The organism is Variovorax sp. GW821-FHT09D04 (genome assembly GCF_059416405.1).
The window spans coordinates 332,245-353,057 of sequence record NZ_JBWKPA010000007.1 but is presented as its reverse complement, the minus strand read 5'-3'; the positions used below and the strand labels follow the sequence as shown (position 1 = coordinate 353,057).

Genomic DNA, 20,813 nt, shown 5'->3' with positions numbered 1-20,813 from the left:
GAAAGAACTGGAGACAACGCCATGCTGCTCAGCGCAGACCAGGAAGCCATCCGCGACGCCGTGCGCGATTTCTCGCAGGCCGAGATCTGGCCCAACGCCCCCAAGTGGGACCGCGAGCACAGCTTTCCGAAGGAAGTGCACCAGGGCCTCGCCGCACTGGGCGCCTACGGCATCTGCGTGCCCGAGGAGCATGGCGGTGCGGGCCTCGACTACCTCACGCTCGCACTCGTGCTTGAAGAAATCGCAGCCGGCGACGGCGGCACCAGCACCGCCATCAGCGTGACCAACTGCCCTGTCAACGCCATCCTCATGCGCTACGGCAACGCGCAGCAGAAGAAGAAGTGGCTCGAGCCGCTGGCCCAGGGCCAGATGCTCGGCGCCTTCTGCCTCACCGAGCCGCAGGCCGGCAGCGATGCATCGAGCCTGCGCACCACCGCGCGCAAGGACGGCGACGGCTACGTGATCGACGGCGTCAAGCAGTTCATCACCAGCGGCAAGAACGGCCAGGTCGCCATCGTCATCGCGGTGACCGACAAGGGCGCCGGCAAGCGCGGCATGAGCGCGTTCATCGTGCCCACCGACGCGCCCGGCTACAACGTGGCGCGCTTGGAAGACAAGCTCGGCCAGCACAGCAGCGACACCGCGCAGATCAACTTCGACAGCTGCCGCATCCCGGCCGAGAACCTCATCGGCGCCGAAGGCGAGGGCTACAAGATCGCGCTCGGCGCACTCGAAGGCGGGCGCATCGGCATCGCCGCGCAAAGCGTGGGTATGGCCCGCAGCGCCTTCGACGTGGCCGTGGCCTACGCCAAGGAACGCCAGGCCTTCGGCGGCGCCATCTTCGACCAGCAGGCCGTGGGCTTTCGCCTGGCCGAATGCGCCACGCAGATCGAAGCCGCGCGCCAGCTCATCTGGCACGCCGCCAGCCTGCGCGACGCCGGCCGGCCTTGCCTGAAAGAAGCCGCCATGGCCAAGCTCTTCGCCAGCGAAATGGCCGAGCGCGTGTGCAGCGCCGCCATCCAGACCCTGGGCGGCTACGGCTACGTGAACGACTTTCCGCTGGAACGCATCTACCGCGATGTGCGCGTGTGCCAGATTTATGAAGGCACGTCGGACATCCAGAAGCTGCTGATTCAACGCGCGCTCGCCTGATCGACCACGTGAGCCGGCGCCGTGGCCGACCTTGGGGCTCGATCACCGCGGCACTCGTGCTCGCGGCGCTGGCCGCCTGGAGCGTCGTCATCGAGCCGCGCTGGGTGGCCGCGCGTGTCGAGCCCTTGGGCTCGGCGCAGTGGCAGCCTCCGGCCGGCCTGAAGGTCGCCGTGGCCAGCGACTGGCACCTCAGCACGCGCTCGCTGTGGCGCGTGACCAGCGCCGACCGCGCCGCGGCCATCGTCGACCAGATCAACGCGGCGCAGCCCGACGTGATCCTGCTGCCCGGCGACTTTCTTGCGGGCTCCGGCGACGACGAAGACTTTTCCATCGAAGCCATGGCCGCCGTGCTCGGCCGCCTGAAGGCGCCGCAGGGCGTGTACGCGGTGCTCGGCAACCACGACTGGTGGCACGACGGCGAACGCACCGCCAAGGCCTTGTCCGCGCAGGGCATCCGCGTGCTGGAGAACGCCTCGGTGCGCCTGCCCGGGCACGACCTCTGGGTGGTCGGCATCGGCGACGACTCCACCGGCCACTCGCAGCCCGACAAGGCCCTGGCCGGCGTGCCACCCAGCGCTGCCACGCTGGTCATGATGCACGACCCCTTCAGCTTCGCCGGCATGCCGCGCACGCAGGGGCTCGTGGTGGCGGGGCACACGCACGGCGGGCAGATCAGCGTGCCGGGTTATGGTGCGCTGGTGGTGCCTGGGCGTGCACCGCGTGAATGGGCCTATGGCTGGATCTCGCACAAGGACAACAAGCGGATGTACGTGACCAGCGGGCTTGGCGTGAGCATCCTGCCGGTGCGGTTCAACATGCGGCCTGAGTGGGTGATGTTTCGGTAGGGCGGTGCGTGGGGGGCGCTGACGCTTGACGAGCGTCTTGGCGGCCGCGAACATCGCGGTTGCCTCGTGATGAACGGGGTCGGGATTGGCGTCCCGCTGACATCCTGCGTAGCAATCCTTGGAGGCCTATGGCCAATGCTTCAAGCGCAGTCACCGACGCCAGTTGTTCCTGTGCGTCTTCCCGTTCCAACGCTCAAGTCAAACCTTTCGAATGGGTTCAAGGCGAACGGCTTCCTCCTTCACTGCAAAGCCACGCGGCGTTTCTCAACGAGGCGCGCGATGTGGTGCAGGGTGCGCAGACGTTGGTTCAGTTGCTCGAATGGGATGAGGATCGGCGCGACGCCGCTTCTTCTGATGCAGACGCCGCGCCGCTTTTCGATGCATGCCAGCGCAGTTCGCTGCAACGGTTTCTTGCGGTCTCGCTGGGGCTGCTTCATGCGCGGATTGAAGCGCAGTGCGAGGCGTTGGCCGAGTAGCTCGCGCCGCGTGACATCAGTCGGCTGTCTTGCCGCTCGCCACATCCGCGACCTTTGGGGCCAGAGACAGCAGCGCAAGCTTCAACCTGGGCTGAGCCGACGCCAAGTCCGAGACAAGGCCTGTGTAGAAGGGATAGATCTTTCCGCTTGGGCCATCGAAGATGATGGTCTGGCGTCCCAGAAAGGCCTTCGTCTTCGCGTCATACATGGCCATTCCCACGGAGACGTTCATGCGGTACTCATTCAGGGGGCCCGGCGCGTTCCAGAACGCGATCGGGCTGATCTGCAGCAGCATTTCCGAATCGGTGGGTTCGGCATCATCCAACGAGCCTGAGCGATAGCGCTCGCCGTCTTCCTTGCTTGCAGGCCAGAGCAATGTGTTGGTCTTTCTGCTTGCGATGACGGGCTGCATTCCTCGCTGCCGCAGTGCGGGCAGCAAGGCATCCATGAACTCTTGCTGCGGATTCCAGTCTGGGAAGAGCTTTCGCACTTCGCGGTCGAAGCCCTGCGCCTTTCTTTGCGTGTCGTCCGCGCTGGCCTGAATCAATGCGCCCACAAGGCCGGCAGCCACCAAGGATGAGGCTCCGGCACTTCGGCTCACAGGCGGTGACGCCGTTTGCTGGGCCAGGGTGGACGCAATCGCATCGCCCGCATAGTCGCCGCGCAGGGTGTAGTCGACATTGGAAAAGAACATGTCCGATCGACTCGAAAAATGGAAGTCGAAGTAGGGCGCCATCACACCGATCAATGCCAGGTTCTTGAGCGGTGGTGTTTCGATGATGGTGACGGTGCTCTTTCCGCGCACCTTGTCGGCTGCGATCTTGGGATGGACGGCACATCCCGAGAGGATGAACATCGCGAGCAGGAAGCACAGGGCAACGCGCAATGAGCTGAAGTTGGCGATGGCTCTCGAAGTGGGAAACGGGGTCATGGGGATGAGGATGGTGTTCAACGTACCGGTCGCATGGGCGCGACCTGCGACGCAGGATAGATGCAGCATTGACACCGTGCCCTCAGGCTTTTTACCAAGAGCGGTGTTCTGTGCGGCGGGTTCGACGGACATCCGCAACACCGTTCACCTTCATGTCCGGCGCGCTCCCATCCTCGTCGGTTCTTTGCGCTCGCATCCCGCGCGGCTACAGTCGGCCAGAAGCAGACATACGAGGACGCAGGATGGTTCAGGTGAAATATCCCGAGATGCGGAGGGAACTCGAAGTGGTTGTGGAGGGGCTTGCCGATCCCGCATACCAACGCCGGGTTTGGGTCGACGGGCAACCTGAGGACGGCGTGGAGCACGACGAATTCGGACTTGCGGTGCATTTCCTGTTCGACGACAGCTCCCTCGCCCAGGATGCTCTCTCGACAATCGGTTGGATTCTGAAGGACGCCTCAGAGGCCGAATCTGTCACTGCGCTGGTACGCGCCATCGATGTTGTGCTCAATCGCTACGGAACGAATCTCTCAGACGCCGAGTACATCGAGGTTCCGGAATGGCGCTTCGTGGTTGTTGCCGCCAAAGCTACGATGGCCGTATTGGCGGGCCACTAACCCAGCACGCCTTTCAGATTGCCGCCGCTGAGGTGGCGCTTAACAACAGCGGTGCGGTCAGCTAGCTTTTTTGGACCAAGCCTGCCCGCTCTTGGCCTGAACGCCGCCATCCGAGCGAGGTCAACTTAGGGCCCGAAGGCGACATTCGGCCACCTCCATAACGGACCTTCCTCGCCAGACAATCGACGCATGAATCACTGGAAAGATGTACTCGCGAAGTTGTCCGACGCCGGGCACTTTCTGGCTCACTGGCATCTTCATTCCGGCGTGGCGTTCTACATGTACGTGCCCAAGAAACCGGACATCGGTTCCGAGACTCTCAGGCCAGATTCCGACGTGCGCTTCGAGGAAGTAGCGCGTCTGGACATCATGCGCTCCCTGCGCCTTGGGGGCTTGGACGCAACCAACGACGTCGACGCGTGCCGACGTGCCGTTGCTTCAATTCGTGAAGTAGCCTTGCTAGAAATCGAGGGCGGAATTCAGCTGAGCCTGCACGACACCGAAGTCCGCTAGTGGCCGGTTGCAGGCAGACAAACCTATTGCGCGCGGACTCTGAATCCCAAGTAGAGAAAGAACGCCACAACCGCCCCGACGATGGCAAGCCCAACCGACCACGGAATGTCCATGTCACTGCGCTCGCGACGCGAGACGCCATCCATACGGGTCAGCATCGCGCGTCGCTGGTCCGGCGTGTTGATGAGGAACCTGACGATGCCTGCAATGCCGCAAAGCACAACAGCGCCCCCGAGGATCATCAACCCCCAAACTTCCATATTGAACGTGATGGGAAATGCACCATCGGCGGCTGCGACAAAGGGTTCGCGTCCCCTTCGCGTGACAACGATTTGTCCGGCGCGCCATGCATTGAATCCGTGCAGAAAGGCGAAGACGCCCAAGGAGAGGGTCGCAGCGAGCATGAAGAACAGCTTGAGGAATCGCAAAAGCATGCTTTGGTGTTCAGCTTGAAAGAACGAAACGCCGGACGACTTTAGCGGCACAAGCCATTGGCGCAAGAGGCCCCGGCGCCTTTGGCCCCGGCAGATCCTCGCAAAGCGGGCATGCCCGGAAGCCCCCTTCAGCCCCCGCCGCGCCAAGTGTTCCAATAGAGCCCTTCATGAGCGCCACCGACCCCACTCCCGGCCCCTGCCCCTGCGGCCGCACCGACCGTCGCGACAAGCCCATCGGCTACGCCCTGTGCTGTGGGCGCTACCTCGACGATTTCGAGAACACGCCGGCGCCCGACGCCGAATCGCTGATGCGTTCGCGCTACTCGGCCTTCGTACTGGCCCGCGCCGACTACCTGCTCGCCACCTGGCACGCATCGAAGCGACCGGCGTCGGTGGAGTTCGAGCCGGGCGTCAAATGGCTGGGGCTGGACATCCGCTCGCGCTCGGTGCTCGATGCCGACCACGCCGAGGTCGAGTTCGTCGCCCGCCAGCGCGGCGCGACGGGCGTGGCGTTCCGCCTGCACGAGCGCAGCCGCTTCGTGCGCGAGGACGAGCGCTGGTTCTACGTCGACGGCGACCTGCACCAGCCCCCGGGTTGACGGCGGCGGGCTTCGGCCCGCACAATCGGCCCCGCTCCGGGGTGCACGCATGTGGCGTGCTGAGATGGCAAAGCTGCCGACCCGCGAACTTGATCCGGGTCATACCGGCGTAAGAAGAGCTGCACTCCCTGACTTCGGTCCGTCACTCCCTTTTCTGGTGGCGGGCCTCCCGAGGTCCACTGAGCGATTGCGGAGCACCCTTTCCCTCAACAAGGAGTGCCTCCGATGAATGCCCCCGATAAATTCACCTCGCTGCTGTCGCTGACGCGCGAACCCTTTCCCGCCTCGCACAAGTGCGTCATTCCGGGCAGCCGGCCCGACCTGTTCGTGCCCGTGCGCGACGTGGCGCTGACCAACGGCGAAACCGTCTCCCTGTACGACACCTCGGGCCCCTACACCGACCCGAAGGTCGAGATCGACGTGCGCCGCGGCCTGCCCGACGTGCGCAGCGCCTGGGTCATCGAGCGTGGCGACACCGAAAGCTACGAAGGCCGCACGCACCACGCGCTGGACGACGGCGCCAAGAACGAAGACCGCGACGCGCAGCGCCTGGCCGAGCTGCGCGCCGGTGCCTCGGCGCTGCAGCGCACGCCGCGCCGCGCGAAGTCGGGCGCCAACGTCACGCAGATGCACTACGCGCGCCGCGGCATCGTCACGCCCGAGATGGAGTACGTGGCGCTGCGCGAGAACGGCAAGCGCGAGTGGATGGCCGAGTACCTGGCCAACGAGGAGCGCGCCAAGCGCGTGGCGGGCAACCCGATGGGCGCGAGCATTCCGCGCATCATCACGCCCGAGTTCGTGCGCGACGAAGTGGCCCGGGGCCGCGCGATCATTCCCGCGAACATCAACCACCCCGAGGTCGAGCCGATGGCCATCGGGCGCAATTTCAAGGTGAAGATCAACGCCAACATCGGCAACTCGGCCGTCACCTCGAGCATCGAGGAAGAGGTCGAAAAGCTGGTGTGGGCCATCCGCTGGGGCGCCGACAACGTCATGGACCTGTCGACCGGCAAGAACATCCACACCACGCGCGACTGGATCGTGCGCAACTCGCCGGTGCCCATCGGCACGGTGCCGATCTACCAGGCGCTCGAAAAGGTGGGCGGCGTGGCCGAAGACCTCACCTGGGAAATCTACCGCGACACGCTCATCGAGCAGGCGGAGCAGGGCGTCGACTACTTCACCATCCACGCGGGACTGCGCCTGCCGTTCATCCACCTCACGGCGGACCGCATGACGGGCATCGTGTCGCGTGGCGGCTCGATCATGGCCAAGTGGTGCATCGCGCACCACAAGGAGAGCTTCCTCTACACGCACTTCGAGGACATCTGCGACATCATGAAGGCCTACGACGTGAGCTTCTCGCTCGGCGACGGCCTGCGCCCCGGCTCGGGTGCCGACGCGAACGACGAGGCCCAGTTCGCCGAACTGCGCACGCTGGGTGAGCTCACGCAGATCGCCTGGAAGCACGACGTGCAGACCATGATCGAAGGCCCGGGCCACGTGCCGATGCACATGATCCAGGCCAACATGGACGAGCAGATCAAGCACTGCCACGAAGCGCCGTTCTACACGCTCGGCCCGCTGACCATCGACATCGCGCCGGGCTACGACCACATCTCCAGCGCCATCGGCGCCGCGATGATCGGCTGGGCCGGCACGGCCATGCTCTGCTACGTGACGCCCAAAGAGCACCTGGGCCTGCCCGACCGCGACGACGTGAAGCAGGGGATCATTGCCTACAAGATCGCCGCGCACGCGGCCGACGTGGCCAAGGGCCACCCGGGTGCGCGCTCGCGCGACGACGCGCTGAGCAAGGCGCGCTTCGAGTTCCGCTGGCAAGACCAGTTCAACCTGGGCCTGGACCCCGACACGGCGCGCGAATTCCACGACGAGACGCTGCCGAAGGACTCGAGCAAGGTGGCGCACTTCTGCTCGATGTGCGGCCCCAAGTTCTGCTCGATGAAGATCACGCAGGAAGTGCGCGAGTACGCGGCCAAGAAGGGCGTGGCCGAGGCGGCTGCCATGGCCGAGGGCATGGAAGAGAAGTCGAAAGAATTCATGGCCGGCGGCGGCGAGATCTACATTCCGATCCGCCCAGTCGTTTGAGATGACCCGATAGCCTGAGTCTGCCCGTGCGGAAAGGGGGCGTTGCTACCATGGGGCCAGACCCCTGAACTCCAGCCTCGCAATGACCCCTTTCCCCTTTTCCGCCGTTCTCTTCGATTGCGACGGCGTGCTCGTCGATTCCGAACCCATCACCAACCGCGTGCTCGCCGACATGCTCGGCGAGCTCGGCTGGCAGCTCACGGCCGAGGAATCGATGAACATCTTCACCGGCAAGGCCGTGAAGGACGAGACGGCGCTCATCGAGGCCAAGACGGGCTTCAAGATCACCGACGACTGGCTGCGCGGCTTCCGCGCCCGCCGCAACGAGGCGCTGGACCGCGACCTCGTCGCCATTCCCCATGCGCCCGCCGCTATTCGCGAGATCCATGCGCGCCTCAAGGGCCGCATCGCCTGTGCCTCGGGCGCCGACCGCCACAAGGTCGAGCTGCAGCTGGCCAAGGTCGGCCTGCTCGACTGCTTCGAGGGCCGCATCTTCAGCGGCCACGAGATGCCGCGCTCCAAGCCGCATCCCGACGTGTACCTGGCCGCGGCGGAAGCGCTCGGTGTCGATCCGAAGCGCTGCGCGGTGGTCGAAGACACGGTCACCGGCGCGATGGCCGGCGTGGCTGCCGGTGCCACGGTGTTCGGCTACAGCACGGGCGAGTCGGGTCACAGCGGCCCGGGCGCGCTGCGCGCCGCGGGCGCCGTGGCCGTGTTCAGCGACATGACCGAGCTGCCCGCATTGCTGGCCGGCTACGGCCTGCAGGCGGCCTGAGTTTCTGGTGCAATGACGCCCGTCAGCGTGTGGCGCCCGTCGCCTTCACGCGCTCCTTCCCACGAATTCGCAAGGACCCTGCCCATGACCTCCGAGTACCAGACCGAGCAACCCGACCGCAGCGAGATCGACGCGCTTCAGGGCCCGGCCGTGGTGGAGTTCGGCACCAACTGGTGCGGCATCTGCAAGGCCGCGCAGCCGAACATTGCCGAGGCCTTTGCCCAGTACCCGAACGTGCGCCGCATCAAGGTGGAAGACGGCAGCGGCCGCCCGCTGGGCCGCTCGTTCAACGTGCGGCTGTGGCCCACGCTGGTGTTCATGCGCGACGGGCAACAGGTCGCGAAGCTGGTGCGGCCGGAAGACAGCCAGTCGATCACCGATGCGCTGGCGTTGATCGATTCGCCGGCCTGAGTTTCGTTGTTCAGGGCGACGCTCCCGCCGACGGGGAGCCTTGCTCCGCGAATGTCCTCCGTCCTTCGGGCTCCCCCTTGATTTCGCTGCGCAAGGCACCCCATCGACGTGAGCGTGGGGCAGTGCGGTCGTTGATCGACCTGCACCACGACCGCGCTCGGTGTGCGCAGGACACTGGGTGCTTCCCGCAGCGAAATCAAGGAGGAGGGGCGAAGCCCCGGGGGACATTCGCGGAGGGAAGTACCCGGTGGCCTGTGCACGCGCCCTGAACAAGTGCCCTACAACCCCAGCTGCCGAAAATCCCGAGGCGCGTGCCCCGTCCACTGCAGGAACGCACGCGAAAAGCTCTTCTCGTTGCGAAAGCCCACTGCCAGCGCCACCTGCTTGATCGGCCGCGTGGTCCGGCGCAGCTGCTCCACCGCCAGCTCGTGCCGCACCTCGTTCTTCAGCACCTGCAGCGAGGTGCCTTCCTCATGCAGCTGCCGGTGCAGCGTGCGCCCCGACACATTCAGCAGCCCTGCCAGTGCCTCGGCAGTGGTCGCCTCGCCGGCGCGCGCGCGCAGCAGTTCGCGCACGCGCTGCCCCAGCAGGCGGTCGCGGCGGTACTGCAGCACCGTGAGCGGCAGGGCGCGCTTGAGCATGGTGCGCAGCGCGCGTTCGTCGCGCAGCAGCGGCAGCGCGAGGTAGCGCTCGTCGAAGCTGATGCTGGCCTGCGGCGCGTCGAAGTGCACGTCGGGTGTGAACATCAGCGGGTAGGCGTCGCGGTGCGGCGGCGCCGCGAACGGAAAGGTGGCCTGGCGCAGCGAGATGCGCGAGTCGATGGCCCAGCACACGTAGCCGTGCATGAAGCGCAGGCTGGTCACCAGGCAGAACTCGCGGAACGCGGGGTCGAGCGGGCGGTTCTCGGTGATGCGCAGCGTGGCCACGCCGCTCGTCACCTCCAGCGCGAGCGTGATGTCCTCGGTCAGCAGGCGGTGGTGGCGGCACCAGCGTTTCATGGCCACGCCCAGGTCGGGCGAGGTGAGCGAGGCGCGGCACAGCATGCCGTAGCTGCCCCAGGGCAGGCGGCGCGAGAACCAGCCCAGCGCCTCGTCGTCCAGCTCCTGCATCGCGTGGCCCGACAGCGCCTCGAACTGCGCGGCCGTCACCCGGGCGCCCGGGCGGGCCAGTTCACGCGGCGCGATCTGTGCCGCCTGCAGGGCCTGCGCCGGGTCCTTGCCGTAGCGGGCATACCCTTGCACGATGGCTCGCACGAAGGCCATCGGCGTGACGGCGCGGGCGGGTCGCAGGAAGGCGGGGGACGACGTGGTGGAGGGCATCGGTCGTGGCGCAATTTGCAACCATTGTGGCGCCAATTGCGGCGCCACGAGGCGTAAGCTGCGTTTTTTCAAGCGCCATCCGCGCGGGCAGCCCTGCGCGCCGACCCCTTCAGAGGAGACAAGACTCATGCACGATTTCGGCCTCAACTTCGACCTGGGCGACGACATCGACGCGCTGCGCAGCGCGATCCAGGACTTCGCCGCCAACGAAATCGCGCCCCGCGCCGCCGAGATCGACCGCGACAACCTGTTCCCGCACGACCTGTGGCAAAAGCTCGGCGAGCTGGGCCTGCACGGCATGACGGTGAAGGAAGAATTCGGCGGCACCGAGCTGGGCTACCTGGCCCACATCGTGGCCATGGAAGAAGTCTCGCGCGCCTCGGCCTCGGTGGGCCTGTCGTACGGCGCGCACTCCAACCTGTGCGTGAACCAGATCCACCGCAACGGCAGCGAAGCGCAGAAGAAGAAATACCTGCCCAAGCTGGTGAGCGGCGAGCACGTGGGCGCGCTGGCCATGAGCGAGCCCAACGCCGGCTCCGACGTGGTGAGCATGAAGCTCAAGGCCGACAAGAAGGACGGCTACTACGTGCTCAACGGCGGCAAGATGTGGATCACCAACGGCGGCGACGCCGACACGCTGGTCATCTACGCCAAGACCGAACCCGAAATGGGCGCGCGCGGCATGACCGCCTTCATCGTCGAAAAGAATTTCAAGGGCTTCTCGGCCGGCACCAAGCTCGACAAGCTCGGCATGCGCGGCTCCAACACCTTCCCGCTGTTCTTCGACAACTGCGAAGTGCCCGAAGAGAACGTGCTCGGCGGCGAAGGCATGGGCGCCAAGGTGCTGATGAGCGGCCTGGACTACGAGCGCGCCGTGCTCTCGGGCGGCCCGCTGGGCATCATGGCCGCCTGCATGGACGCCGTGATTCCCTACATCCACGAGCGCCAGCAGTTCGGCCAGAGCATCGGCGAGTTCCAGCTGATGCAGGGCAAGATCGCCGACATGTACTCGACCTGGCAGGCTACCCGCGCCTACGTGTACGCCGTGGGCAAGGCCTGCGACCGCAACGACCATGCGCGCACCTTCCGCAAGGACGCGGCCGGCGCCATCCTGTACTCGGCCGAGAAGGCGACCTGGATGGCCGGCGAGGCGATCCAGACGCTGGGCGGCGTGGGCTACACCAAGGACTTTCCGGTCGAGCGGCTGTGGCGCGACGCCAAGCTGTACGAGATCGGTGCGGGCACGAGCGAAGTGCGCCGCATGTTGATCGGTCGCGAGCTGTTCAGCGAAACCGCATAAGCCGCGCTGCACACCCTCACCCCACCCTCTCCCCGCAGGGAGAGGGCGCCAGACAAGGAGACAAGACGATGCCACTGACGCAGAGCCTGGCCCAAGGCGCCACGGACGTCCCCCTCATCGAGCAAGCCATCGGCGACTTCTTCGACGACATGGTCGAGAAGCAGCCTGAACGCGAAGCCCTCGTCAGCCGCCACGAAGGCCAGCGCTTCACCTACCGCGAACTGCAGACCGCGTCGAACAAGCTGGCCAGCGCGCTGCTGAGCCTGGGGCTCGTGCCCGGCGACCGCGTGGGCATCTGGTCGCACAACAACGTGCCCTGGGTGCTGATGCAGATCGCCACCGCCAAGGTCGGCCTGATCCTCGTGAACATCAACCCCGCCTACCGCACCTCCGAGCTCGAGTACGCGCTCAACAAGGTCGGCTGCAAGGCGCTGGTGACGATGGCGCAGTTCAAGACCAGCGACTACCTGGGCATGCTGCGCGAGCTGGGCCCGGCCAAGCTGCCGCTGCTGCAGCACACCTTCTGGATCGACAAGCCCGGCCAGGGCGACGAGCAGCCCGGCATGCGCCGCTTCAGCGAGCTGCTGGCCGGTGGCGATGCGGCCGACGCGCGCGTGGCCGCCACGCAGAAGACGCTGAAGGCCACCGACCCGATCAACATCCAGTTCACCAGCGGCACCACGGGCTTCCCCAAGGGCGCGACGCTCACGCACCGCAACATCCTGAACAACGGCTTCTTCATCGGCGAGTGCATGAAGCTCACGCCGGCCGACCGCCTGTGCATTCCGGTGCCGCTGTACCACTGCTTCGGCATGGTGCTGGGCAACCTGGCCTGCCTCACGCACGGCTCGGCCATCGTGTACCCGAACGACGGCTTCGACCCGCTCACCGTGCTCGAGACGGTGCAGGCCGAGAAGTGCACGGGCCTGCACGGCGTGCCCACGATGTTCATCGCCGAGCTGGACCATCCGCGCTTCAAGGAGTTCGACCTGTCGACCCTGCGCACCGGCATCATGGCCGGCTCGCCGTGCCCCATCGAAGTGATGAAGCGCGTGGTCAACGAGATGCACCTGGGCGAGATCACCATCGCCTACGGAATGACCGAGACCAGCCCCGTGAGCTGCCAGAGCAGCACCGACACGCCGCTCGATCGCCGCGTGTCGACCGTGGGCACGGTGCAGCCGCACCTCGAGGTGAAGATCATCGATCCGGAGACCGGCGCGATCATGCCGCCGGGCCAGTCGGGCGAGCTGTGCACGCGCGGCTACTCGGTGATGCACGGCTACTGGGAAGACGAGCCCAAGACGCGAGAGGCCATCGACGCCGAGCGCTGGATGCACACCGGCGACCTCGCCACCATGGACGCCGAGGGCTACGTGAACATCGTCGGGCGTATCAAGGACCTCGTGATTCGTGGCGGCGAGAACATCTACCCGCGCGAGATCGAAGAATTCCTGTACCGCCACCCGAAGGTGCAGGACGTGCAGGTGGTCGGCCTGCCCGACAAGAAGTACGGCGAAGAGCTGTGCGCCTGGATCATCGTCAAGCCCGGCCAGACGGCCACCGACACCGAGATCCGCGACTTCTGCAAGGGCCAGATCGCGCACTACAAGGTGCCCAAGTACATCCAGTTCGTCTCCGAGTTCCCGATGACGGTGACCGGCAAGATCCAGAAATTCAAGATCCGCGATGCCATGACCGAACAGCTCGGTCTCAGCCAAGAAAAGACAGCATGAGCAAACTCGAAACCAAACTCAACGCACGGTCGGCCGACTTCCAGGCCAATGCAGCCGCCATGCGCGCGCTGGTCGACGACCTGCAACAGCAGTTCGCGAAGGTGGAGCAGGGCGGCGGCGAGGCCGCGCGCGCCAAGCACACGGCGCGCGGCAAGCTGCTGCCGCGCGACCGCGTGGCCGAGCTGCTCGATCCGGGCACGCCCTTCCTCGAAATCGCGCCGCTGGCCGCGCATGCGATGTACCTCGACGGCAAGGGGGCCGAGTCGGCACCGGGCGCCGGCATCATCACCGGCATCGGCCGCGTGAACGGTGTCGACTGCATGATCGTGTGCAACGACGCGACCGTGAAGGGCGGCACCTACTACCCGCTGACCGTCAAGAAGCACCTGCGCGCGCAAGAGATCGCCGAGCAGAACCGCCTGCCCTGCATCTACCTCGTGGACTCGGGCGGTGCCAACCTGCCGAACCAGGACGAGGTGTTCCCGGACCGCGAGCACTTCGGCCGCATCTTCTACAACCAGGCCAACATGAGCGCCCAGGGCATTCCGCAGATCGCGGTGGTCATGGGCTCGTGCACGGCCGGCGGTGCGTACGTGCCGGCGATGAGCGACGAATCGATCATCGTGAAGAACCAGGGCACCATCTTCCTGGGCGGCCCGCCGCTCGTGAAGGCAGCCACCGGCGAGGTCGTGTCGGCCGAAGACCTGGGCGGCGGCGACGTGCACACGCGCCTGTCGGGCGTGGTCGACCACCTGGCACAGAACGACCTGCATGCGCTGGCGCTGGCGCGCTCGGCGGTGGCCAACCTCAACGCGAAGGCCGCCGACACGCCGCAAGGCGCCGCGGTGCGCGCGCCCGACTTCCCGCGCGAAGAGCTGTACGGCGTGATCCCCACTGACACGCGCAAGCCCTTCGACGTGCGCGAGATCATTGCGCGCATCGTCGACGGCAGCGAGTTCCACGAATTCAAGGCGCGCTTCGGCGCCACGCTGGTCTGCGGCTTTGCCGAGATCGAGGGCATGCCCGTGGGCATCATCGCGAACAACGGCATCCTGTTCAGCGAGTCGGCGCAGAAGGGCGCGCACTTCATCGAGCTGTGCTGCCAGCGCAAGATCCCGCTGGTGTTCCTGCAGAACATCACCGGCTTCATGGTGGGCCGCAAGTACGAGAACGAAGGCATCGCGCGCCACGGCGCCAAGATGGTGACGGCCGTGGCCACCGCCAACGTGCCCAAGTTCACGATCATCATCGGCGGCAGCTTCGGCGCCGGCAACTACGGCATGTGCGGCCGTGCGTACAGCCCGCGCTTCCTCTGGATGTGGCCCAACGCGCGCATCAGCGTGATGGGCGGCGAGCAGGCCGCGAGCGTGCTCGCTACGGTGAAGCGCGACGGCATCGAGCTGAAGGGCGGCAGCTGGAGCGCCGACGAGGAAGAGGCCTTCAAGGCCCCGATCCGCCAGCAGTACGAAGACCAGGGCCACCCCTACTACGCCACCGCGCGCCTGTGGGACGACGGCATCATCGACCCGGCCGACACGCGCCGCGTGCTGGCACTGGGCCTGGCTGCGTCGCGCAACGCGCCGATCCCCGAACCGAAGTTCGGCATCTTCCGCATGTGACGAGGGGCACCGCATGAGCAGCACCTTCACCAAGCTGAACCTCGCCATCGACGGCGCGGTCGCACGCATCTGGCTCGACCAGCCCGACGCGCGCAACGCCTTCGACGACGTCGTGATCGCCGAGCTGACGCAGGCCTTCCTTGAAGCCGGCGCCGCGCCGCAGGTCAAGGCCATCGTGCTCGGCGCGAACGGCCCGGCCTTCTGCGCGGGCGCCAACCTCAACTGGATGCGCCGCATGGCCGACTACACGCGGGGCGAGAACCTCGCCGACGCGGGCAAGCTGGCCGACATGCTGCGCACCATCGCCGAGTGCCCCAAGCCCACCATCGCGCGCGTGCAGGGCGACGTGTACGCGGGCGGCATGGGGCTCGTGGCCGCGTGCGACATGGCCGTGAGCGTGGACACCGCGTGGTACTGCCTCAGCGAAGTGAAGATCGGCCTCGTACCCGCGACCATCAGCCCGTACGTGCTGCGTGCCATGGGCCCGCGCGCGTCGCAGCGCTACTTCCTCACGGCCGAGCGCTTCACCGCCGCCGAGGCGCACCGCATCGGCTTCGTGCATGAGGTGGTGGCCGACGACGCGCTCGACGCCAAGGTCGACGAGCTGCTGAAGGCCCTTACCGGCGCCAGCCCCGCCGCCGTGCGCGCCTGCAAGCAGCTGATCGCCGACGTGGCGGGCCGCGAGATCGACAGCGCGCTCATCGCCAAGACGGTCGAAGGCATCGCCGACATCCGCGCCAGCGACGAAGGCCGCGAGGGCGTGCAGGCTTTCCTGCAGAAGCGCAAGCCGTCCTGGCTCGCCGGCTGACAGCCAACCAAGGACCGCCATGAACGCACTCGACATGCCGCAACTGCTCGCACTGGCCGCCGCCATCGGCTGGGCCAGCGGCGTGCGTCTGTACCTCGTCGTGCTGCTGACCGGCCTGGTCGGCTACTTCGGCTGGGTGCCGCTGCCCGCGGGGCTGCAGATGCTTGCGCATCCGATCGTGCTCGCGGTCAGCGGCTTCATGGTGTTCGTCGAGTTCTTCGCCGACAAGATCCCGGGCCTGGATTCGCTGTGGGACGTGGTGCACACCGCCATCCGCATCCCCGCCGGCGCGGCGCTCGCGGCCAGCGTGTTCGGCGCGGACCACGGCGCCATGGCCGTCGTCGCGGCGCTGCTGGGCGGCGGCTTCGCGGCCACGGCGCATGCAGCCAAGGCCACCACGCGCGCGGCCATCAACACCTCGCCCGAGCCGTTCTCGAACGTCGGCGCGTCGCTGGTCGAAGACTCGATGGTGCCGGCCGGGCTGTGGCTCGCGGTGGCGCATCCGCTGGTCTTTCTCGTGCTGTTCGTCTTCGTGCTCGTGCTCAGCGTGTGGCTCATCCGCAAGAGCTGGCGTTTTCTGCGCGCGCTGTTCAGCCGCGTGGCACGCATCTTCAGTGGCCGGCCCGATCCGGGCGTCACGTCCGCCTTTCAACTGAAAAAGAATCCTCCGGGAGACACTCCGAATGTTTAAGAAGATCCTCATCGCCAACCGTGGCGAGATCGCCTGCCGCGTGGCCGCAACCGCACGTCGCATGGCCGTTCGCACCGTGGCGGTGTACTCCGATGCCGACGCGCACGCCAACCATGTGCGCGCCTGCGACGAGTCGGTGTACCTCGGCGGCAGCGCCCCGAAGGACAGCTACCTGCGCTGGGAAAAGATCCTCGAGGCCGCCAAGGCCACGGGCGCTGAAGCCGTGCACCCGGGCTACGGCTTCCTCAGCGAGAACGAAGAGTTCGCGCAGGCCTGCGCCGACGCCGGGCTGGCCTTCATCGGCCCGCCGCCCTCGGCGATCAAGGCCATGGGCCTGAAGGCCGAGTCGAAGCAGCTGATGGAAAAGGCCGGCGTGCCGCTGGTGCCCGGCTACCACGGCAGCGACCAGGACCCGGCGCTGCTGCAGCGCGAGGCCGACCGCATCGGCTACCCGGTGCTCATCAAGGCCAGCGCCGGCGGTGGCGGCAAGGGCATGCGTGCGGTCGACAAGGCTGCGGACTTCGAGGCGGCACTGGCCTCCTGCAAGCGCGAAGCCATCAACAGCTTCGGCGACGACGCGGTGCTGATCGAGAAGTACGTGCAGCGCCCGCGCCACATCGAGATCCAGGTGTTCGGCGACACGCAGGGCAACTACGTCTACCTGTTCGAGCGCGACTGCTCGGTGCAGCGCCGTCACCAGAAGGTGCTCGAGGAAGCGCCCGCGCCCGGCATGACCGAGGCGATGCGCAAGCAGATGGGCGATGCGGCCGTGGCCGCGGCGCGTGCCGTGAACTACGTGGGCGCGGGCACGGTGGAGTTCATCGTCGAGCAGCGCGAAGGCGGCGAGATGAACTTCTTCTTCATGGAGATGAACACGCGCCTGCAGGTGGAGCACCCGGTGACCGAAGCCATCACCGGCCTCGACCTGGTGGAGTGGCAATTGCGCGTGGCCTCGGGCGAACCGCTGCCCGCCAAGCAATCGGAGCTGCAGATCCACGGCCACGCCATCGAGGCGCGCATCTGCGCCGAGAACCCCGACAACAACTTCCTGCCCGCCACCGGCACCTTGCGCGTGTACCGCAAGCCGCAGGCGACCGCCTTCCAGCGCAGCCGCGTGCGCATCGACGACGGCGTGCGCGAGGGCGGCGAGATTTCTCCCTTCTACGACTCGATGATCGCCAAGCTCATCGTGCACGGCAGCACGCGCGCCGAGGCGTTGGCCCGGCTCGACGCGGCGCTGGCGCAGGTGCAGATCGTGGGCGTGTCGACCAACGTGCAGTTTTTGCGCGGCATCCTGGCGACCGAGTCGTTCTCGAAGGCCAACCTCGACACCGCGCTCATCGAGCGCGAGCGCGCCGTGTTGTTCGACCGCGAGCCGCTGGGCCTGCCGCTGGCCGCGGCCGCCGCCATCACGCGCACGCTGGTCACCGAGTGGCCGACGCAGCTGCCCGACCCCTTCGAGCGCCGCGACGGCTGGCGCGCGCATGGCGAGTACAAGCGCCGCTTCGACTTCGAGTTCCGTGGTGCCGAGCACAGCGCACTGCTGACCTACCGCCGCGACGGCGGCCTGCACCTCGCCGTGGGCGGTGTCGAAGGCCCGCTCACCATCGGTCGCTTTCCCTCGGGTGAGTTCGAGCTCGAGTTCGCCGGCACGCGCCAGACCCTCGACGTGCACCTGGACGGCGCAACCGCCCACGTGTTCGCCGCGAAGGGCGCCACGCGCCTCACCGCCATCGACCGCCTCGCCCATGCGGGCGACACCCACGCCGAAGGCGGCCGCCTCACGGCGCCGATGCCCGGCAAGGTCGTGTCCTTCGCGGTCAAGGCCGGCGACAAGGTCAGCCGCGGCCAGCCGCTGGCCGTGATGGAAGCCATGAAGATGGAGCACACCATCGCCGCGCCGGCGGACGGCACGGTGGAGGAACTGATGTTCTCGCCGGGCGAGCAGGTGGCGGAGGGCGACGAATTGTTGCGAATGGCGGCTGCCGCTTAACCCCGATCCGGGCGCTCGCCCGTATCAGCGGTGGTAGTCATTCTTTTCAAGGAGTCCTGATGATCCGCCGCACCCTTTCCATGCCGACACCTCGCGCCGCCGTGCGCCACCGCGCAGGCGCTGTCCTGCTGGCCCTGGCGGCCGCCCTGTCGCTGGCCGGCTGCGACCGCCAGCGCAGTGCCGAGTCGGCCGCGCCGGCCTCCGCGTCCATGCCGGCGCCGCCGATGGGCTATGGCGGTGCCATGAAAGCACAGCGGGCGAGCGCACCGCAGGCCGAGATCGCCGCGTCGCAGTCCGACGAGGCGCGGGGCGGCAGTGGCGAGACCGCGCTGCAGCGCTTCCTGGCCGTGCGGCAGGACCTGAACGTCGAAGTGCCGGCTGAACAGCTGGCCGATGCCTGGGGCAAGGTGCGCGACCTGTGCGGCACGCTGAAGTGCGAGCTGCTGTCGTCTTCGCTGCTGCGCGAGACGCCGCAGCAGCCGGGCAATGCCCTGCTCGAGATGCGCGTGGAACCCGCCGACGTCGACAAGCTGCTCGGCGGCCTGGCCGGCGTGGCGAACGTGGTCTCGCACACCACCACCAGCGAAGACAAGACCTCCGAGGTGATCGACGTCGAGGCCCGCATCAAGAACCGCACCGAGTTCCGCGACAGCCTGCGCGTGATGCTGCGCGACACCGTCACCAAGCGCACCATGGCCGACCTGCTGGCGATCCAGCGCACGCTGTCGGACACCCAGGCCGAGCTCGACGCCATCGCCACCCAGCGCAAGGTGCTGGCGCAGCAGACCAGCAAGCAGCACATCCAGATCCAGTTCACGCCCAAGCGCGCGCTGGTGAGTGGCAGCGACGGCTACAGCCCGATGGCGCACGCGCTGCGCAACGCCGGCGACGTGCTGGCCGAAAGCGTGGGCGCGCTCATCACCTTCGTGGCCGCTGCCCTGCCGTGGCTGCTGCTGGTGGTGCTGCCCGTGGGGTGGCTGGTGCGGGTGCTGTGGCGTCGCCGCCGCGCCAAGGTGGCGTGAGACACTGCGCGCCGGCCGCGCCCGACACAGCGCGGCCGCACGACAAGAAGGAGGGGCCGCATGGCGGGTCGATTTCGGAAGTTTCTTGCGGGACTGGGCCTGGGGAAGGCGCAGGACGATGGGGCGGTGCCTGCCTCTGTGCCGGCTGCGCCTGAACCGGCGCCACCGCCCGCAGCGCCCCCTGCACTGCGCTACACCTTCGACGTCAAACCCGCCCAGCCCATGGCGCGGTTGATCGCCGCCCCATGGGCCTCGGCGCCCCCGACGCCGCCGAAGCCCTTGAAGCGCCCACCACGGAACCCGCCCGCGCCACCCGTCGAGGCACCTGCGCCGCAGTTCGACACGACCCCGGACCTGCCGGAGCCCTTCGGCTACAAGGTCTGCTGGTTTGCCGTGCGCGCCTCGGACCCCGCACAAGTGCTCGATGCCCTCGGATGGGCGTCCGAAGGGCCGGCCAACTGGCACACCGGCATCGCGGCGGCCTACCGCCGGACGTCTGGCGGACAGGCCCCCTGGGTGTTCGCATCACCGCCCGTCGAGGGCTGGGTGCTTCTCGTGGGGGACGGCCTGCCGTATCCCGCCGTGTACCCGGAGGACCGCCTCGAAGGCATCGGGCAGGCCTTCGACGTGATCTTCACGCGCCTGAAGGACCACTTCGGCGAAGCGCAGTTCTTCGGCAGCCACCGTGTCGCCGACTTCGTCACCTGGGCGCGCGCACGCCGCGGCGAGCCCGGGCGGCAGTTCTGCTATGCAGGCAGCAGCGGCGAGGTGTATGCGAACGTGGGCGCACAGAGCGCCGAGGAAGCCGCACTGGGCTTTGCCGTGCTCAGCGGACTGTCGCCGGTCGATGCGCGCGATCGGCTCTCGGACCTGCTCGAGGATGAATTCGCACGGGAGGCAGCGCTGGTCGCCTCAGGCATGTCGCGGCGCGACGCCGACCGCCAGGTCCGTCCGACTGGCCGTAGCGTCGTGCCCGGCGAAGAGGACGTCACGGCGCTTGCCGATGCGTGGAGTGTCGACCCGACGCAGCTCGACGAAGCGGACCGGGGCTACGTGCCGGGCGTGGGGTTGATGGCGCGTGTTCCGGCGGACCTGGGGCAGGAGCCCGTCAGCCCACCACCACTTCACTGATCTGCATCACCGGCGCGATGTCGGTGTAGTTCTTCACGTCGCCCATGATCTCCTTCACGTGCGGGCCGAAGGCCTTCTGGAAGGACTCGACCGATTCGGCGAACACGTGGCACATGCCGACATACGTGGGCGGCGCGCCCGGTGCGCCGCCGCCCAGGCCCTTGTCGATGGTGTACGAGAGGCAGGCGTCGCCCATGCGGGCCTTGAGCATCGGCATGTGCTGGTCGCGGTAGTAGTCGTGGTCGAACCGCGCGCCGGGGGTGTGGGGGTACATCACGCTGACTTTGATCATGGAAGGTGTCTCCTGGGTGGCTGAATGCGGTCGAGCATAG

The 20,813-nt window shown here is 67.2% G+C and carries 21 protein-coding genes and 1 riboswitch; of the genes, 17 read left to right on the top strand and 4 right to left on the bottom strand.

Annotated elements, in window-relative coordinates; all coding sequences use genetic code 11:
* Positions 1-21: 21 nt before the first annotated feature.
* From AC07O4_RS22540 to AC07O4_RS22530, 3 genes are all read left to right on the top strand, one after another.
* On the top strand, positions 22-1,152 hold the full coding sequence (locus tag AC07O4_RS22540; protein WP_495305724.1) for an acyl-CoA dehydrogenase family protein: 1,131 nt from the start codon (positions 22-24) through the stop codon (positions 1,150-1,152).
* 8 nt (positions 1,153-1,160) lie between these two features.
* Positions 1,161-1,997, top strand: coding sequence for a metallophosphoesterase (locus AC07O4_RS22535; protein ID WP_495305723.1), 837 nt, complete (start codon positions 1,161-1,163; stop codon positions 1,995-1,997).
* A gap of 128 nt (positions 1,998-2,125) precedes the next feature.
* Positions 2,126-2,473, top strand: a complete 348-nt coding sequence (locus AC07O4_RS22530) for a hypothetical protein (RefSeq protein ID WP_495305722.1) — start codon at positions 2,126-2,128, stop codon at positions 2,471-2,473.
* Positions 2,474-2,489: 16 nt separating this feature from the next.
* Here the strand turns inward: AC07O4_RS22530 and AC07O4_RS22525 are convergent, their stop codons facing one another.
* On the bottom strand, positions 2,490-3,536 hold the full coding sequence (locus AC07O4_RS22525) for a hypothetical protein (RefSeq protein WP_495305721.1): 1,047 nt from the start codon (positions 3,534-3,536) through the stop codon (positions 2,490-2,492).
* 110 nt (positions 3,537-3,646) lie between these two features.
* Between AC07O4_RS22525 and AC07O4_RS22520 the strand changes: the two genes are divergently transcribed.
* Positions 3,647-4,021, top strand: coding sequence for an SCO4402 family protein (locus AC07O4_RS22520; RefSeq protein WP_495305720.1), 375 nt, complete (start codon positions 3,647-3,649; stop codon positions 4,019-4,021).
* Positions 4,022-4,210: 189 nt separating this feature from the next.
* Positions 4,211-4,534 (top strand): hypothetical protein, encoded by a 324-nt coding sequence (locus tag AC07O4_RS22515; protein WP_495305719.1) that lies wholly within the window; start codon positions 4,211-4,213, stop codon positions 4,532-4,534.
* Positions 4,535-4,557: 23 nt separating this feature from the next.
* Here AC07O4_RS22515 and AC07O4_RS22510 read toward each other — a convergent pair whose 3' ends face one another.
* Positions 4,558-4,968, bottom strand: coding sequence for a hypothetical protein (locus AC07O4_RS22510; protein WP_495305718.1), 411 nt, complete (start codon positions 4,966-4,968; stop codon positions 4,558-4,560).
* A 167-nt stretch (positions 4,969-5,135) separates the two neighbouring features.
* On the opposite strand from AC07O4_RS22510, the gene AC07O4_RS22505 reads away from it, so the two are divergent.
* From AC07O4_RS22505 to AC07O4_RS22490, 4 genes are all read left to right on the top strand, one after another.
* Entirely contained in the window at positions 5,136-5,567 is a 432-nt protein-coding gene (locus AC07O4_RS22505; RefSeq protein ID WP_095746929.1) for a YchJ family protein, read from the top strand.
* A 27-nt stretch (positions 5,568-5,594) separates the two neighbouring features.
* A riboswitch (TPP riboswitch) is annotated at positions 5,595-5,700 on the top strand.
* 92 nt (positions 5,701-5,792) lie between these two features.
* Positions 5,793-7,676: a phosphomethylpyrimidine synthase ThiC gene (thiC, locus tag AC07O4_RS22500; RefSeq protein WP_099793213.1), complete on the top strand. Its 1,884-nt coding sequence runs from the start codon at positions 5,793-5,795 to the stop codon at positions 7,674-7,676.
* Positions 7,677-7,758: 82 nt separating this feature from the next.
* Positions 7,759-8,451, top strand: a complete 693-nt coding sequence (locus tag AC07O4_RS22495; protein ID WP_354348245.1) for an HAD family hydrolase — start codon at positions 7,759-7,761, stop codon at positions 8,449-8,451.
* A gap of 84 nt (positions 8,452-8,535) precedes the next feature.
* Entirely contained in the window at positions 8,536-8,862 is a 327-nt protein-coding gene (locus AC07O4_RS22490; RefSeq protein WP_495305717.1) for a thioredoxin family protein, read from the top strand.
* A 278-nt stretch (positions 8,863-9,140) separates the two neighbouring features.
* Here AC07O4_RS22490 and AC07O4_RS22485 read toward each other — a convergent pair whose 3' ends face one another.
* The gene (locus AC07O4_RS22485; RefSeq protein WP_493195609.1) at positions 9,141-10,181 is read right to left on the bottom strand and encodes an AraC family transcriptional regulator; all 1,041 of its coding nucleotides are present in this window, start codon (positions 10,179-10,181) and stop codon (positions 9,141-9,143) included.
* Positions 10,182-10,308: 127 nt separating this feature from the next.
* Here AC07O4_RS22485 and AC07O4_RS22480 point away from each other — a divergent pair, with 127 nt between their 5' ends.
* From AC07O4_RS22480 to AC07O4_RS22445, 8 genes are all read left to right on the top strand, one after another.
* Positions 10,309-11,481, top strand: coding sequence for an isovaleryl-CoA dehydrogenase (locus AC07O4_RS22480; protein WP_062478706.1), 1,173 nt, complete (start codon positions 10,309-10,311; stop codon positions 11,479-11,481).
* 68 nt (positions 11,482-11,549) lie between these two features.
* Positions 11,550-13,217 carry an AMP-binding protein gene (locus AC07O4_RS22475; RefSeq protein ID WP_495305716.1) on the top strand — a complete coding sequence of 556 codons (1,668 nt, stop codon included), beginning with the start codon at positions 11,550-11,552 and terminating at the stop codon, positions 13,215-13,217.
* The gene (locus AC07O4_RS22470) at positions 13,214-14,836 is read left to right on the top strand and encodes a carboxyl transferase domain-containing protein (protein WP_495305715.1); all 1,623 of its coding nucleotides are present in this window, start codon (positions 13,214-13,216) and stop codon (positions 14,834-14,836) included. The genes AC07O4_RS22475 and AC07O4_RS22470 overlap by 4 nt, the downstream gene beginning before the upstream one ends.
* Before the next feature lie 13 nt (positions 14,837-14,849).
* Positions 14,850-15,644 (top strand): enoyl-CoA hydratase/isomerase family protein, encoded by a 795-nt coding sequence (locus AC07O4_RS22465; RefSeq protein WP_495305714.1) that lies wholly within the window; start codon positions 14,850-14,852, stop codon positions 15,642-15,644.
* 19 nt (positions 15,645-15,663) lie between these two features.
* Entirely contained in the window at positions 15,664-16,335 is a 672-nt protein-coding gene (locus AC07O4_RS22460; RefSeq protein ID WP_095947914.1) for a DUF4126 domain-containing protein, read from the top strand.
* Positions 16,328-18,328, top strand: coding sequence for an acetyl/propionyl/methylcrotonyl-CoA carboxylase subunit alpha (locus tag AC07O4_RS22455; protein WP_492737596.1), 2,001 nt, complete (start codon positions 16,328-16,330; stop codon positions 18,326-18,328). The genes AC07O4_RS22460 and AC07O4_RS22455 overlap by 8 nt, the downstream gene beginning before the upstream one ends.
* A gap of 59 nt (positions 18,329-18,387) precedes the next feature.
* Positions 18,388-19,350 carry a DUF4349 domain-containing protein gene (locus tag AC07O4_RS22450; RefSeq protein WP_495305713.1) on the top strand — a complete coding sequence of 321 codons (963 nt, stop codon included), beginning with the start codon at positions 18,388-18,390 and terminating at the stop codon, positions 19,348-19,350.
* A 126-nt stretch (positions 19,351-19,476) separates the two neighbouring features.
* Positions 19,477-20,481 (top strand): hypothetical protein, encoded by a 1,005-nt coding sequence (locus AC07O4_RS22445; protein ID WP_495305712.1) that lies wholly within the window; start codon positions 19,477-19,479, stop codon positions 20,479-20,481.
* Here AC07O4_RS22445 and AC07O4_RS22440 read toward each other — a convergent pair.
* On the bottom strand, positions 20,459-20,773 hold the full coding sequence (locus AC07O4_RS22440; RefSeq protein WP_119552476.1) for an EthD family reductase: 315 nt from the start codon (positions 20,771-20,773) through the stop codon (positions 20,459-20,461). The genes AC07O4_RS22445 and AC07O4_RS22440 overlap by 23 nt on opposite strands.
* Between the last annotated feature and the right edge of the window lie 40 nt (positions 20,774-20,813).